Below are 15,078 nucleotides of genomic sequence, written 5' to 3' on the forward strand. Positions count from 1 at the left end.
TGTGGGAGCGAGCCTGCTCGCGAAGACGTCATCTGCCACAACTCGCCTTTCAGTTAATCGAAATTATTTTCATCCAGCCCTATCACTTTTCCGATCTCGTCCGGCACACAGGCAATTGAGAAATGTTTCCATTCAGGAGCCGCCGTATGTCCCGTTCGCTAGACACCTTGTTGCGCCCCAGTCTGTTGGCTGTCGCCATCGCTCTGGGCGCCCCGCTGATCAGCAGCCCGTTGTTCGCCGCTGAACAAGCGTCCAGCGTGCGAGCCTACAACCTGCCGGCCGCGCCTCTGTCCAGCACGTTGAACCAGATCGCCAGCCAGGGTGGCCTCGCGCTGTCGCTGAATCCGTCGCTGGCGGCAGGCAAGACCTCGGCCCCGGTGAACGGCCAGTACGACGCCACTGGCGCGTTGCGTGCAGCGTTGCAAGGCACTGGCCTGCAACTGGAACAAAGCAGCACCGGCACTTACACCTTGGTCGCTGTGCCTGAGGGTGTGATGGCGCTGCCGGAAACATCGGTGATCGGTGTGGAAAATCTGGAAACCGCCTGGAGCCCTGTCGAGGGCTACACCGCCACGCGCACCGCCGCCGGCACCAAGACCGACACCGCGCTGGTCGAAGCACCGCGCTCGATCTCCGTCGCCACCCGCCAGCAAATGGACGACCGTGGCGTGCACAGCCTCGATGACGCCGTGCGCTACATGCCAGGCATCACCGCCAGCAGCTACGGCAGCGACACCCGCGCGGACTGGCTGCGCGTGCGCGGCTTCGAACCGACCCAGTTCCTCGACGGTCTGCCGCTGCCAAAAGGCGTGTACGCCAACCCGAAACAGGAAACCTGGAACCTCGACCGCCTCGCCCTGCTCCGTGGCCCGGCCTCGTCGGTGTACGGCCAGACCCCGCCGGGCGGCCTGCTGGATATGGTCAGCCGCCGTCCAAGTGACATCGCCAGCAGCGAAATTCAGCTGCAATACGGCAGCGACAACCATCGCCAGATCAACTTCGCCAGCACCGGCAAGATCGACGACGCCGGCCAGTTTCTCTATGGCATCAGCGGCGTCGTACGTGACAGCGGTACGCAGGTCGACCACGTTGACAACAAGCGCTACAACATCGCGCCGAGCCTGACCTGGAACATCGACGACGACACCAAATTCACCCTGTTGAGCCAGTTCACCCGCGACGATACCGGCATCACCAGCCAGTTCCTGCCGATTCAGGGCACCAAGATCAAGTCGCCGCTGGGAGACATTTCCCATCACAAGAATCTGGGTGACCCGGATTGGGAATACTACGACCGCACTTACTACGCGCTGGGCTACGCGTTCGAACATCGCTTGAACGATACGTGGCAGTTCAAGCAGAACCTGCGTTACACCAAGTCGGATCTGTCGTTCCAGGCACTGACCGTTGGCTCGTACCCGTTCACCGAAGTGGATGATCAGGGCAACGTCGGCCGTACCAGCACCAGCGTCGACGAAGACATCAGCCAGTTCGCCGTGGACAACAACTTCCAGGCCGATTTCGCCACTGGCGATATCCGCCACACCTTGCTGCTGGGTCTGGATCACCAGCGCAGCAACACCAACTACACCTCTATATTTGGTGATGGTCTTCAAACCAACGTGATCAACCCGATCTACGGCCAGCCGATCGTGCGTCCGGCACGTTCGACAGCGTTTTACGACTACAACCAGAAGACCTACCAGACCGGCCTCTACGTCCAAGATCAAATGGCCCTCGACCAATGGCGCCTGACCCTCGGCGGCCGTGAAGACTGGGTTCACACCAGCACGCGATTCATCAACAAAGCAGACGCCACCAACACCCAGCGCGACAAGGCGTTCAGCGGCAACGCGGCACTCAGCTATGTGTTCGACTCGGGCTTCGTGCCGTACCTGTCGTACGCCGAATCCTTCCAGCCGACCACCGGTGCCGACGCTACCTCCACCGGTTCGCTCAAGCCAACCGAAGGCAAGCAATGGGAACTGGGCATCAAGTACCAGCCGCCGGGCAGCAAGACGCTGTTGAGCGCGGCCGTGTATGACCTCACCCAGAAAAACGTCTCGGTCAACACCTTCGTCGACGGCGTGTCGATCACCAGCCAGACCGGCGAAGTGAAAGTCAAAGGCCTGGAGCTGGAAGCGGTTTCGGACGTTACCGATAACCTGAAAGTCATCGCCGCCTACACCCTGGCCAAGTCCGAAGTGCAGAAGGGCACCGACAAGGGTAATCGCCTGCAACTGATGCCCAACCAGCAAGCGTCGTTGTGGACCGATTACACCTGGCACACCGGCGTACTCGACGGCTTCGGCATCGGTGCCGGCGTGCGTTACACCGGCAACACTTACGGCGACAAGGCCAACACCTGGCTGGGCAAGGCGGACGCCTACACCGTGTTCGACGCGAGCGTGCATTACGACCTCGGCCGTCTGGACAACAGCCTCAAGGGCGCGTCGCTGGCACTCAACGCGACCAACCTGTTCGACAAGGAATACATTTCCACCTGCGACAGCTTCTACTGCTACTACGGCGACACGCGCAGTGTCGTCGCCAGCGCCACTTACAAGTGGTAAGCGATTGAGCTGAAACAGGTCATGTCACCCGGCCGTCCTTCGTGGACGGCTTTGGTGTTTTTGAAGGTCATGAAATGAAAAGTAAAACAATCCGCCGCTGGTCGTTCATCCACACTTGGACCAGCCTGATCTGCACCGTGTTTTTGCTGATGCTGGCCTTGACCGGCCTGCCGTTGATTTTCAGCCATGAAATCGACCACCTGCTCGGCGATGCTCCCGTAGTGCGCGAGATGCCGGCCGACACGCCGCGCCTGAATCTGGCGCAACTGGTCGAGGCTGCGGAAAAACATCGCCCGGATGACGTCGTGCAGTACTTCGGCTTCGACGACGATGAGCCGAACGCCGTGCTGACGATCATGGCGAAAACCGCCGGCACCGAACCCAACTCTTCGCACACCTTCATGCTCGATGCCCGCACCGGCGAAGCGCTGGAAACGCCCTCGGCGAACGGCGGTTTGATGCTGTTCATCCTGCGCCTGCACGTCGACATGTTCGCCGGGTTGCCGGGCAAGTTGCTGCTGGCGTTCATGGGGCTGTTGTTTGTCGTGGCGATAGTTTCCGGGACGGTGCTGTACCTGCCGTTCATGCGTCGTTTGAAATTCGGCACCGTGCGCCAGGACAAATCCACCCGCCTGCGCTGGCTCGACCTGCATAACCTGATCGGCGTCGTCACGCTGACCTGGGCGTTGGTTGTCGGCGTGACCGGTGTGATCAGCGCCTGCGCCGACTTGCTGATCGCTGCATGGCGCAACGACTCGCTCAATACCTTGATCGCGCCCTATCGCGATGCGCCACCGCTGACCCATCTGGCCCCGGCCACCCGCTTGCTCGACATTGCCGGCGAAGTCGCACCGGGCATGAAGCCGGATTTCATCGCCTTCCCCGGCACGCGCTTTTCCAGCGAGCACCATTACTCGGTGTTCATGAAGGGCGGCACGCATTTGACCTCTCACCTGCTGACGCCGGTATTGATCGACGCGACGACCCTGCAAGTCACCGCCGTGGCGGAACGACCGTGGTACATGGACGCCATGGGCATGTCCCAGCCGTTGCACTTCGGAGATTACGGCGGCATGCCGATGAAGATTCTCTGGGCCGCCCTCGATGTACTGACAATCATCGTGCTCGGCAGCGGCGTGTATTTGTGGGTAGTACGGCGCAGAGCGGCCAAGCCCGTGCTGGAAACGACGGAGGCCTCTGCATGAAGCCGCGTCAGTCGAATTTCTGGAAGGTGTTCAGCACGCCGCTGGTGATCGCGCTACTCAGCGCGGCAGGCTTGTTTGCGGCGTTGTTGGGGGATGGCATCTGGGATGCATTGAGCTGGCTTGGCTTGGGCGTTCCGGCGTATCTGGCCATAAGAGGTTTGGTGGTGCGAAGCTGAACACCTGTAGGAGCTGCGGCACGCTGCGATCTTTTGATCTTGATCTTAAAAACAGGATAAAGATCAAAAGATCGCAGCGTTCCGCAGCTCCTACGGCTAACCTCCTGCTCTTCGACGATCACCGAGGTTTGCCAATGTCCGTCCCCAGCATGACCCTGTTCCACAACACGCTCTCCCCGTTCGTACGCAAAGTGATGGTGTTTCTGCACGAGACCGGCCAGCAGGATCGCGTCGCGTTGCAAGACTGTGTGCTCAGCCCGGTCAGCCCCAGTGCCGAGCTCAACGCCGACAACCCGCTGGGCAAGATCCCGGCCCTGCGCCTGGCCGACGGCAATGTCATCCATGACAGCCGCGTGATCCTCGATTACCTCGACCACCAACACGTCGGCAACCCGCTGATCCCTCGCGACGGTTCGGCCCGCTGGCGGCGTCTGACCCTGGCCTCGATGGCCGACGGAATCATGGATGCCTCGGTGATGGTGCGTTACGAGCAGGTGCTGCGTGCACCGGAAAAACACTGGGACGAATGGCTCGAAGCCCAGCGCGACAAGATCCGTCGCGCCTTGGCCGTTTTGGAAAGTGAAGCGATTGCCGAGCTGACCAGCCATTTCGATGTAGCGGCGATCAGCGTGGCGTGTGCACTTGGCTACCTCGATCTGCGCTTCCCGGACCTGGGCTGGCGCGAGGCCAATCCGCAACTCGCCAACTGGTTCTTCGAAGTGAGCCAGCGACCGTCCATGATCGCGACCATGCCCAAGCCTTAAAACGGCGGCGCCTGTTCCGGCCTCTTCGCGAGCAGGCTCGCTCCTACAAGTGATTTGTGTTCATGCACAGTGTGGGAGTGAGCCTGCTCGCGATGGCACCACCTCGGTTCCGGCGGCAGTGACGCAAAGATCAGCGTCACCAACACCTCAGCCTCCCGCTGATCCTCACGCAGCCCGCTCATTGCACCGCCCCGATATCAAACTCCAGCGGCTTCTGCGGCTTCTGCCCGATACCGTACCAATCGAGTTTGCGCGTCAGCACCATAAACACACCGAGCAAGCCGAACAGCAGCAGCGAACCCATGAGCAGCGCGTAATCCTCGGCACTCAACAAGCCATAGAGCAGGCCATACAACGCCGCCAACCCCGCCGAAAAACTCAAGCCATGACGCACGCTGTGCAGCACGTGGCAGACATAGAACCCGATCAGCAACACACAACCACTGGCCGACAACAGATACGCCAGGGCAAACCCGATGTGTTCCGACAGCGACAGCAGCAACAGGTAAAAGAACGCCAGCGCCACCCCCACCAACGCATATTGCACCGGGTGCACCGCCAGACTCTTGAGCACTTCGAAGAGGAAGAAACCGGCGAACGTCAGGACGATAAACAACAGCGCATATTTGATCGCCCGGTCACTCTTCAGATATTGATCCACCGGGTCGATGAAGCTCACGCCGAAGCTACGGGCATTGAAGCCATCGCAATCATTGCTGCTGACACAGCGGCTCATGGCGTCTTGCAGGTTGGTGGAGAAGAACGTGGTCTGCCAGTCGGCGCTGAAACCGGCGTCGTTGATTTCCCGTTTGGCCGGCAGGAAGTTGCCGATGAAGCTTGGGTGCGGCCAGTTGGCGGTCAGGCTGACGCTGCTGCTCTTGCCCACCGGCAGCACCTGCAATGAACCGGTGCCTTGCAGACGCAGGTCGAAACCGAACGCCAGTTCGTTGGTTTTGCTGGTGTCGAGCTGCGGCAGCGTCACTCGCACACCCTCGCCGAGCCAGCCGACTTGAGTCCCGGGAACGAAGTCCAGGCGCTGGCCGTCGAGTTCCAGTTTCAAGGCATTTTCGATGCCGCGAATGTCGCTGATGCCGACCGCGAGAAACGGCGCATCGAACTGGTAATCGGCGAAGTCTTCCTTGATGCCCAATTGCGCTGGCAGCGAAAAACTGCCGTTGATGCGGTTCTCGGCATGGAACAGCCGCGCTTCGTAAATGCCCCGGGCGCGCAGTTCGGTCTGTACCTGGCCATCGAGTTCGAACCGTTCCGGCAGAAAGTACAAACGCCCGCGTTCTTCGCTCGGCTCGTCATAGCGCTTGTTGGTTTTGTCGTTGAGCTTCCAGTTGTGAATCACTTTGCGGTACGGCACCACCATCACCGGGCCGCTGATCTGCTGGCTGTAACTGGAGCTGCGGGCAATGTCTTGCAGCACGCCGTCGCGCAGTTGCTGGCGCTCGTCGATGACCCCGTCGATCATCAGCAGTGGTATCAGCAACAGCAGGATCAACAGGGCAATGGCCCCGAGCTTTATGGTCAGATTCTTGTTCATGGGACTCTCCCTGTTTTGATGGGCAGAGTCTGGATGGGCTGTATGGGGAATTTGTGGGGGGAATGTGGAGATTGTGTGGAGACTTCACCGGCCCCTTCGCGAGCAGGCTCGCTCCCACATTGGAATGCGCCACCTGTGGGAGCGAGCCTGCTCGCGAAGGCAGCGACTCGGTCTCAAGGCAAGCGCAATGTCACCTCAACGCCGTTTTCAACATTGCGAATGCTCATCGACCCACCATGCAACTTGACCACTTCCTCGACGAAGTTGAGTCCCAGTCCGGTACTTTTGCGTCCACTGTCCGGGCGCGGCAATGAGTAGAAGCGTTCAGTCAAACGCGGCAAAGCGTAGTCAGGAATCGCCGCCGTCTCATTGAACAAACGAAATTCGATTTGCTCGCCAACCCGCTCGGCACTGAACCGCAGCAACCCCTCGACCGGGGTGAAATCCAGCGCATTCTCCAGCAGATTACCCAGCGCCTGACGCAGCAAAAATGGCTCGCCGATCAGCAGCAGACTCGCCGAGATCGCCTGTTCAATGCGCAGCTGCTTGCCTTCGATTCGCGCGGTCTGAGCCTGCAACAACTCATCGACCAACACCGCCACCGGCACCGCCACTCGTTCCTCAAGACCCTGGCGCTGCTCAACCTGCGCCAGATTCAGCAAGCGCTCGATCAACTGCTGCATCCGCGCACTTTCGCTGTCGATATTGCCGACAAAGCGCAGGCGCTGAACCGGCGGCATTTCACCTTGCAGCAACTCCGCCGCACCACGAATTGCCGCCAGTGGGCTTTTCAGTTCATGGGTCAGCGTGTGTACGTAGCGCTCGACATAAGCCTTGCCCTCCAGCTGCGTGCGCATCTGTTCCACTGCCGTGGCCAGTTGCTCCAACTCGCCGCCGCGATAGTGCGGCACTTCCACGCGCCGACCTTCGCTCACCGCTTGCGCATAACCGGTCAAGCGGTGCAGCGCGCGGCTCAGCCACCACGACAGCAAGGCGCCGAACAACAATCCGAGGCCAATCAAACCGGCACCGTAAAACAGCAAACGCCGTTCCGTGCGATCGACGTAAGGCTGCAATGAGCTGTTGGGTTTGGCCACGGTCACCACACCGATAATCTGGCCGTTGTCGCGGATCGGCGCACCGACGTGCATGACTGACGACGCGGGGTCATCCAGATCGCTGCGGCTGGAACGCGCGCCGTATTCGCCGCGCAAAGTCAGGTAGACGTCGTTCCAGCGCGAATAATCCTGGCCCACCGCAACACCGCTGGAATCCAGCACCACCCGGCCCTTGGCGTCGGTGACATAGATGCGATGGTTGACCTGATTCTTCGGCAGCCCCCAGATCGTCGCTTGCGGCTGGCGTTCGCCGTAGGCGCGCAGCAACTCGGGCCAGCGATTCTCGCTGAGGGTGCCGGCCTTGAAATCGTCGCGCAGGATTTCCGCCAGCAGGTTGGCGGTGTCGACCAGGGTTTCTTCGGTGGACTGACGCACACCGGGACGGATTTCCTCCATCACCGTGTTGAGCACGAAGTAACCGGTCAGGCCGACAAACAGCACGTAGACCAGAAAGATCCGCAGCCCCAACGACATCAGCTGTGCCCCGGGCTGTAGCTGTAACCGAGGCCGCGATGGGTCTGGATCGGCTCGGCTTCGGCACGCACCAGACGCAGCTTGGCGCGCACGCTTTTGATGTGGCTGTCGATGCTGCGCTCGTAACCGGCATCCGCCGCCACACCCAATGCATCGAGCAATTGCTCGCGACTGAAGACCCGCTCCGGTTGGTCGAGCAGGCATTGCAGCAGGCGGAATTCGTGACGGGTCAGGCTCAGAGGCTGACCGCGATAAGCAATCTGCACGCGCTCGGGATCGATGCGAAACAACGCCGAGGACACCTCAACCGTGGGCCGTGGCGCCATGCGCTTGAGAATCGCGCGAACCCGCGCCGCCACTTCCCGTGGGCTGAACGGCTTGACCACGTAGTCGTCGGCACCGATTTCAAGCCCCACCACCCGGTCGATCTCGGCGTCCCGCGCACTGAGGAACAGCACCGGCACTTCACTGAAGCGGCGCAGCTGTTTGCAGGTTTCGAAACCGCTGATGTCCGGCAGGCCGATGTCGAGAATGATCAGATCGGCCGGGGTCTGGCGCTGATGTTCCAGCGCCGCCGCGCCGAGGCTCACCCAAGTGGTGGTGAACCCCTCGCCCTGCAAGGCAAAAATCAGCGTATCGGCAATCGCCGCTTCGTCTTCGACAATCAGGATATGAGGCATGGCGTCCGAGCCCGTGGGTTAAGTGCGCGAACGGTGCCCCAAGCCTGACGTTACGTCAATGAGACCACTTGGCTTAACAGTCCGGTTTGTCAGCGGTGAAGCGCCGCGCTGGGTTCACTGCTGCGCCAAACTCGCGCAAGGCCTTGGCACCGATCAGCAGCGGATAGTTGAAGTTGCTGCGGTCGGTCAGGTTGACCTCCACGGTGCGCTTGACGTTGCCCAGGCACAGCTCCAGATCGACCACCGGGCGCTTGGCGACTTCGGTGGCTTCGCGATCTTCGTCTTCTTCATCGGAGCGGCTCTTGATCTTGCTGATGCGCGCAACCTTGTGTTCGTAGACCTTGTTGCTGGCGTCCTTGGTGCCGAGACGGAAGCGCACCCAGTCGTCGCCATCGCGGGTGAAAGTCTCGATGTCCTTGGCCGACAGCGACGCGGTCAGCGCGCCGGTGTCCATTTTGGCCTTGAGCACTTCACCGCCGATTTCCGGCAGTGCGATGTATTCGTAACGCCCGTACAGGGTCGGCTCGGCGGCCATGACTGGCAGGGCGACGAGGGCAAACAGTGCAAGGAGGGATTTCACGTAAGGGGCTTCCTTGAAAAATGAGGGCGGCAGACGTGGGATTTTAGACCTTGTTCCACCCGATCGTTCCCACGCTCTGCGTGAGCATGCATCCAGTGACGCTCTGCGTCACAGGGACGCGGAGCGTCCCGGGCGGCGTTCCCACGCAGAGCGTGGGAACGATCATCCAACCCGCAGCATAGCGGTACAAAAGTGAAACATTCGTCAGTGCAAATTTGGCCTGTCGCCCGAAGCCACTTATCATGGCGCGTCCATCCGCTTTCATAGAGTTGCTTATGCGCCGCCTGCTCACCGGCTGTTTCGTCACCCTGCTGCTGTTGCTCAACACCCTGATCCTGATCGGGCCGTTGATGATCTTTGCCCTGCTCAAACTGGTAGCGCCCGGGCGCTGGCGTGATTACGCGTCGGGGGCGGTAATGTGGATTGCCGAGACCTGGGCAGAAATCGACAAGCTGATTTTTCGCCTGTGCATTCCTACTCAATGGGACATTCGTGGCGGCGAAAACCTGCGCGGCGACACCTCTTATCTGGTGGTCAGCAACCATCAGTCGTGGGTCGACATTCCGGCGCTGATCCAGACCCTCAACCGGCGCACGCCGTTCTTCAAGTTCTTCCTCAAGAAAGAACTGATCTGGGTGCCGTTTCTGGGCCTGGCCTGGTGGGCCCTGGATTACCCGTTCATGAAGCGCTACACCAAGGCGTTTCTGGCGAAGAACCCGGAACTGGCGGGCAAGGATCTGGAGATCACCAAACAGGCATGCGAGCTGTTCAAGCGTCAGCCCGTGACCGTGGTGAATTATCTGGAGGGCACCCGATACACCGCTGCGAAAAGCGCGCAGCAACAGTCACCGTTCAGCCACTTGCTCAAGCCCAAGGCTGGCGGCGTGGCGTTTGTATTGGCGGCGATGGGTGAACAACTGGATGCGATCCTCGACGTCACCGTGGTTTATCCACAGGCGACGATTCCAGGATTCTGGGATTTGATCAGCGGCAACGTGCCGCGAGTGATCATCGACATCAAGACCCGCGAACTCGACCCGGCGCTGTGGCAGGGCGATTACGAAAACGATCCGGTGTTTCGCCAGAAGGTCCAGAACTGGGTCAACCAGCTCTGGACCGAGAAAGATCAGCGCATCGCTGAACTGAAGAGCGGGCGCGGCTGAATCAGCTACCGGTGCCAGTGCCCCAGATGCCGCCCAGACTGCTCAGCAGCGAGCCGCCAACGCCCTGCTGACCGAGGTATTGCAGAATCACCGGGGCAAACTGGCCGATCATGCCGCTGTCCATGCCCAAGGCGCTGAACGCATTGTTCAGGTCATTGGTGTCCTTGACGTTGCCCAAGGCATTTTCCAGCCCGGCCGACTTGCCCGACGAGCCGAGCAAACCGCTCAGCGCAGCCAGATTGCCACCGCCGCCGGAGAGTTTGTCGATGCCCGGCACTTCCTTGGCCAATTGCGAATAGTCGGTGCTGCTCAGCTGGTTCTTCGCCAGCCCCAGCATCGCACTGGTGCCGCCCACGGCTTGCTGCGGGGTAACGTTCAGCGCACTCAGAGCGCTCAACAAACCAGCGGTTTCCGAGGTCGGTGCCGCAGCGGCAGCCTTGTCGCCGCCCTGCATGCTCGAAGCTGCCTTGGTCACATCGTCCAGGCTGAAACCGGCGAACACCGGGCCGGCCGCCAGGGTCATGAGTGATGCCAAAGCAAAACCGCGTGAAATCTTCATTCAGACATCCTCTTGCGCTGTGGAAACCACCCGTCAAATGGGCGGTGAAGCTGCCGGTTTGACCGGGTATCCGCCGGCATGTTCCTCGCCCGCGCATCCATTTTCAGCATAGCCACGTATATAAAACGTGAAACCCTGGAATTGCCGCGATGAATGGCACAAGCGCCATCACTGAACTAGCCTGTGAACAGCCCGAGATCAGTCCTTGTCGCCCACGCCTTGCCTGGAGACTCATCATTTCCATCGCCGACACCGATCAGCTGCGACACCTGTTGGCCCAGTGCTCACTGGGCGACCGTCGCGCGTTCGAAACGCTGTACCGCAGCGTCGGCCCGCGCCTGCACGGCGTCGCCTTGCGCTTTATGGGCCGACCCGATCTGGCCGAAGAAGTGTTGCAGGAAAGCTTCGTGCGCATCTGGAACAACGCCTCGCGTTACGAAGCGCATCTGTCGGCGCCGCTGACCTGGATGATCAACATCACCCGCAATCAGGCCATCGACCAACTGCGCAAACAGCGCGACCGGCCGCTGAGCGATCTCGAACAGGACGCACTGCCGGACGAAAGTCCTTCGGCCCAGGAACAATTGAGCAACGCGCGCGAAGCCCAAGCATTGAACCGTTGCCTGGAAACCCTCGACAGCATGCAGCGCCAGTCGATCAGCGTGGCCTACTTTCAGGGCCTGTCGTGTACCGAACTGGCCGAGCATCTGGCCACGCCGCTGGGCACGGTCAAGTCGTGGATCCGCCGGGGCATGGAACGCCTGCGCCGGTGCCTTGAATCATGAACTACCAGACCCCTGCCCTGCGCCGTTCCCTCGCAGCCGATTACGCCATCGGCTTGATGAGCCCGGCTGCGCGTCGACGCTTCGAACAATTGCTGCTCGACGACGCAGCACTGCGTGCCGAGCTGGCGCACTGGCAAGATACGCTGGCGACCCTCACCGAATCCCTGCCGGAGCAACCGGTGCCCGACCGCGTATGGCATGGCATTACCGCGCGGATTGAGCCGCAAGTCCTGCACGTGCCGGAAAAACGTCCGTTCTGGAACTGGCTGCGCGTTACGGCTGCGCTGTGTTCGATCGTGGTGCTGGTGTTCCTCGGCTCGCTGTACAACCGCGACGACGCCCGCTACCGCGCCACCCTGCTGAGCGCCGACGCCCAACCGGCGCTCAAGGTCGAGGCGCATGCTGATTATCTGCAAGTCGAGCCGCTGACACTGGCCGCCGTCGATCCCGCTCGCAGCCTGGAACTGTGGGCGATCCCGGCGGATGGTAAGCCGATTTCGCTGGGTGTGATCCCGGCGGGGGGTAAGGGCAAGGTTGAGTTGAGTGAGGCGCAGAAAGTCTTGATCGGCAAGCCGGTTGCGTTGGCGGTGACTCTTGAGCCGAAGGGTGGCTCGCCGACGGGCAAACCGACGGGGCCGGTATTGTATCAAGGGGCGTTGGCGGCGCTCTGACTTTGAATCCATTAGCTCAGATTCTTCTTACCAGGCTCATCACCATCTCAAAAAAAGCTAAAAAACTGTCAGATCTGACAGTTGGCGCCAGTCCCCTACAACGCCAACATTGGTGCTCCCATTACGTAACGGAGTACAAATGATGAAGTTGAAAATTGTCGCAGGTGTCCTGGTTTCGGCGGCTATGATGAGCACCGCCTATGCAGCAACGTGCCCGACTCTCTCGGTGACCCATTCTCAAGACGCCGAAGATCTAACCTTCACCTCTGCACGCCTTAAAGACAAAGACAGTTCCAATTCAGTTGTTATCTGCCGATTTGAAGGCAAGGACGACATCGCCGCCTCGATCGGTTACAGAAACGATACTCCGGTAAAAGCGACCATCCCTGCGAATTGGAGCGGCGATGACTGTTCTGTCAAGGACGGTGATGCCCGCAAATGCGCGTTCGAGGTAGCGAAATAACAAACCAAAAAGGGCAACCCGAGGGCTGCCCTTCTTATAGGGGTGAAACCTACGCCGCACTAAACAACTTGTGCGGATCAATCACAAACTTCTTCGGCACGCCCGCATCGAACTCGCCATACCCTTCTGGCGCCTGATCGAGGCTGATGACTTGCACGCCGACCACTTCAGCGATGTTGATGCGATCCCACATGATCGCCTGCATCAGTTGGCGGTTGTACTTCATCACGGGCGTTTGCCCGGTGTGGAAGCTGTGGGATTTGGCCCAGCCCAGACCGAAGCGGATGCTCAGGCTGCCCATTTTCGCGGCGGCGTCCACGGCACCCGGATCTTCGGTCACGTACAGGCCCGGAATACCGATCTTGCCGGCGACCCGAACCACGCCCATCAGCGAGTTGAGTACGGTAGCCGGGGCTTCGGATTTCACCCCGTCATGGCCGTGGCCGCGCGCTTCGAAGCCTACGCAATCCACCGCACAGTCCACTTCCGGCTCGCCCAGCAGTGCGGCGATCTGTTCGTGCAGTGGGGTGTCTTTGGACAGGTCGACAATTTCAAAACCCTGCGCCTTGGCGTGGGCCAGGCGGATGGTGTTGACGTCGCCGACGATCACCACCGCAGCGCCCAACAGACGCGCCGAAGCGGCGGCGGCCAGGCCGACCGGGCCAGCGCCGGCAATGTAAACAGTGCTGCCCGGGCCAACGCCCGCAGTCACCGCACCGTGATAACCGGTCGGCAGGATGTCGGAGAGGCAAGTCAGGTCGCGAATTTTCTCCATGGCCTTGTCGCGGTCCGGCAGTTTCAGCAGGTTGAAATCGGCGTACGGCACCAGCACGTATTCGGCTTGGCCACCGGTCCAGTCGCCCATGTCGACGTAACCGTAAGCGCCACCGGCACGGGCCGGGTTGACGGTCAGGCAGACGCCGGTGTGTTGTTCTTTGCAGGAACGGCAGCGCCCGCAAGCCACGTTGAACGGTACGGAGACCAGATCGCCGATTTTCAGGTTCTCGACGTCGGAGCCTTTTTCGATCACCTCGCCGGTGATCTCGTGACCCAGCACCAGACCGGTCTGCGCCGTGGTACGGCCGCGCACCATGTGTTGGTCGGAGCCGCAGATGTTGGTGGAAACCACTTTGAGAATGACCCCGTGCTCGATCTTGCGACCGCGCGGGTCCTGCATTTTCGGATAGTCGATTTTCTGTACTTCGACCTTGCCAGCGCCGAGATACACCACACCACGATTGCCAGACATGCTTTCACCTCGCTGTTGTTTTTATGGAACCGCGTTGCCCAGGCAGGCAGCGCGTTAAATGCTCGGTAAATCAAAAGATCGCAGCCTTCGGCAGCTCCTACATGAATCGCATCCCCCTGTAGGAGCTGCCGAAGGCTGCGATCTTTTAGCTATCTAGAGAACGACCGTACGATTGGCGTTGAGAAACACCCTGCGCTCAATGTGATAGCCAACGGCGCGGGCCAAGGTCAGACCTTCGATATCCCGCCCCTTGGCAATCAAGTCTTCCGGGTAATGACTGTGATCCACCGCCTCGACACCTTGGGCGATGATCGGCCCTTCATCGAGGTCGTTGTTGATGTAATGCGCCGTCGCGCCGACCAGTTTCACGCCCTTGTTGTAAGCCTGGTGATAAGGTTTGGCGCCCTTGAAGCCCGGCAGCAGCGAGTGATGAATGTTGATCGCCTTGCCATCGAGCTTGCGGCACAGCTCCGGCGACAGCACCTGCATGTAGCGAGCGAGAATCACCAGTTCGGCGCCAGACTCTTCGATCACCTGCAAGACCCGACGCTCCTGCGACGGTTTGTCGTTGGGATCGAGGGGGAAATGGTAGTAGGGAATCTGGTGCCAGTCGGCCAACGGCTTGAGGTCGGGGTGGTTGGACACCACGGCAGCCACGTCCATCGACAACTGGCCGATGCGCTGGCGGTAGAGCAAGTCGTTGAGGCAGTGATCGGCCTTGGAGACCATGATCACCACTTTTGGCCGGTAGTTCGGCGCGGTCAGCTCGAAGATCATGCCGAAGGCCTGGCCACGTTCGGCGAGGCCGGCGCGGAAGGATTGTTCGTCGAAACCGTCCGGCTGGCGGAATTCCACACGAATGAAAAAACGCCCGGAGAGGCGGTCATCGAAGGAATGGTGCTCGGTGACGTAGCAACCCTGCTCGAACAGAAAACGCGTCACCGCGTCCACGGTGCCGAGAACGCTGGGGCAGTCGGCGGTCAGAATCCATGTGTCTGGGGCGCGGCTCATGGTGCGGTGACTCCTGTTTCAACATCTGTGAGCAGAGTGAACTCTGTGGCTATGCTGA

15 protein-coding genes are annotated in these 15,078 nt (G+C 60.4%); 8 read left to right on the top strand and 7 right to left on the bottom strand.

The genetic code is table 11. The features are described from left to right. The first annotated feature begins 146 nt into the window (after window positions 1–146). From ACA043_RS27010 to ACA043_RS27025, 4 genes are all read left to right on the top strand, one after another. Window positions 147–2,573 (top strand): TonB-dependent siderophore receptor, encoded by a 2,427-nt coding sequence (locus ACA043_RS27010; protein ID WP_497658221.1) that lies wholly within the window; start codon window positions 147–149, stop codon window positions 2,571–2,573. 74 nt (window positions 2,574–2,647) lie between these two features. Beyond that, entirely contained in the window at window positions 2,648–3,778 is a 1,131-nt protein-coding gene (locus ACA043_RS27015; RefSeq protein ID WP_401268179.1) for a PepSY-associated TM helix domain-containing protein, read from the top strand. Next, window positions 3,775–3,954: a hypothetical protein gene (locus ACA043_RS27020; protein WP_497658222.1), complete on the top strand. Its 180-nt coding sequence runs from the start codon at window positions 3,775–3,777 to the stop codon at window positions 3,952–3,954. Before ACA043_RS27015 ends, ACA043_RS27020 begins: the two co-directional genes overlap by 4 nt. A gap of 134 nt (window positions 3,955–4,088) precedes the next feature. Further along, window positions 4,089–4,718, top strand: coding sequence for a glutathione S-transferase (locus ACA043_RS27025; RefSeq protein ID WP_497658223.1), 630 nt, complete (start codon window positions 4,089–4,091; stop codon window positions 4,716–4,718). 178 nt (window positions 4,719–4,896) lie between these two features. On the opposite strand, the gene creD is transcribed toward ACA043_RS27025, so the two are convergent. The 4 genes from creD to rloA2 all read right to left on the bottom strand — a co-directional run bounded on the left by creD (window position 4,897) and on the right by rloA2 (window position 9,119). Further along, window positions 4,897–6,267 carry a cell envelope integrity protein CreD gene (gene creD / locus ACA043_RS27030; protein WP_497615489.1) on the bottom strand — a complete coding sequence of 457 codons (1,371 nt, stop codon included), beginning with the start codon at window positions 6,265–6,267 and terminating at the stop codon, window positions 4,897–4,899. 173 nt (window positions 6,268–6,440) lie between these two features. Then, complete coding sequence (gene creC, locus ACA043_RS27035; RefSeq protein ID WP_497658224.1) at window positions 6,441–7,859, bottom strand: two-component system sensor histidine kinase CreC; 1,419 nt, start codon at window positions 7,857–7,859, stop codon at window positions 6,441–6,443. Beyond that, entirely contained in the window at window positions 7,859–8,539 is a 681-nt protein-coding gene (gene creB / locus ACA043_RS27040) for a two-component system response regulator CreB (protein ID WP_401268192.1), read from the bottom strand. The genes creC and creB overlap by 1 nt, the downstream gene beginning before the upstream one ends. A 73-nt stretch (window positions 8,540–8,612) precedes the next feature. Further along, entirely contained in the window at window positions 8,613–9,119 is a 507-nt protein-coding gene (rloA2, locus tag ACA043_RS27045; protein WP_187680766.1) for a retropepsin-like aspartic peptidase RloA2, read from the bottom strand. A 275-nt stretch (window positions 9,120–9,394) separates the two neighbouring features. On the opposite strand from rloA2, the gene yihG reads away from it, so the two are divergent. Continuing rightward, window positions 9,395–10,282: a 1-acylglycerol-3-phosphate O-acyltransferase, YihG family gene (yihG, locus tag ACA043_RS27050; RefSeq protein WP_497615491.1), complete on the top strand. Its 888-nt coding sequence runs from the start codon at window positions 9,395–9,397 to the stop codon at window positions 10,280–10,282. Between the two features lies 1 nt (window position 10,283). Here yihG and ACA043_RS27055 read toward each other — a convergent pair whose 3' ends face one another. Continuing rightward, complete coding sequence (locus ACA043_RS27055) at window positions 10,284–10,841, bottom strand: DUF2780 domain-containing protein (RefSeq protein ID WP_497615492.1); 558 nt, start codon at window positions 10,839–10,841, stop codon at window positions 10,284–10,286. A gap of 149 nt (window positions 10,842–10,990) precedes the next feature. Between ACA043_RS27055 and ACA043_RS27060 the strand changes: the two genes are divergently transcribed. From ACA043_RS27060 to ACA043_RS27070, 3 genes are all read left to right on the top strand, one after another. Next, window positions 10,991–11,626 carry an RNA polymerase sigma factor gene (locus tag ACA043_RS27060; protein WP_497658225.1) on the top strand — a complete coding sequence of 212 codons (636 nt, stop codon included), beginning with the start codon at window positions 10,991–10,993 and terminating at the stop codon, window positions 11,624–11,626. After that, window positions 11,623–12,297, top strand: coding sequence for an anti-sigma factor (locus tag ACA043_RS27065; RefSeq protein ID WP_489879365.1), 675 nt, complete (start codon window positions 11,623–11,625; stop codon window positions 12,295–12,297). The genes ACA043_RS27060 and ACA043_RS27065 overlap by 4 nt, the downstream gene beginning before the upstream one ends. A 139-nt stretch (window positions 12,298–12,436) precedes the next feature. Beyond that, the gene (locus ACA043_RS27070; RefSeq protein ID WP_489879364.1) at window positions 12,437–12,760 is read left to right on the top strand and encodes a hypothetical protein; all 324 of its coding nucleotides are present in this window, start codon (window positions 12,437–12,439) and stop codon (window positions 12,758–12,760) included. Window positions 12,761–12,809: 49 nt separating this feature from the next. On the opposite strand, the gene fdhA is transcribed toward ACA043_RS27070, so the two are convergent. Together fdhA and purU are read right to left on the bottom strand one after the other, a co-directional pair. After that, on the bottom strand, window positions 12,810–14,009 hold the full coding sequence (gene fdhA / locus ACA043_RS27075) for a formaldehyde dehydrogenase, glutathione-independent (RefSeq protein ID WP_042561444.1): 1,200 nt from the start codon (window positions 14,007–14,009) through the stop codon (window positions 12,810–12,812). Window positions 14,010–14,162: 153 nt separating this feature from the next. Beyond that, window positions 14,163–15,020, bottom strand: coding sequence for a formyltetrahydrofolate deformylase (gene purU / locus ACA043_RS27080; RefSeq protein ID WP_187679646.1), 858 nt, complete (start codon window positions 15,018–15,020; stop codon window positions 14,163–14,165). Between the last annotated feature and the right edge of the window lie 58 nt (window positions 15,021–15,078).

This window comes from Pseudomonas sp. LBUM1648 (assembly GCF_059716145.1).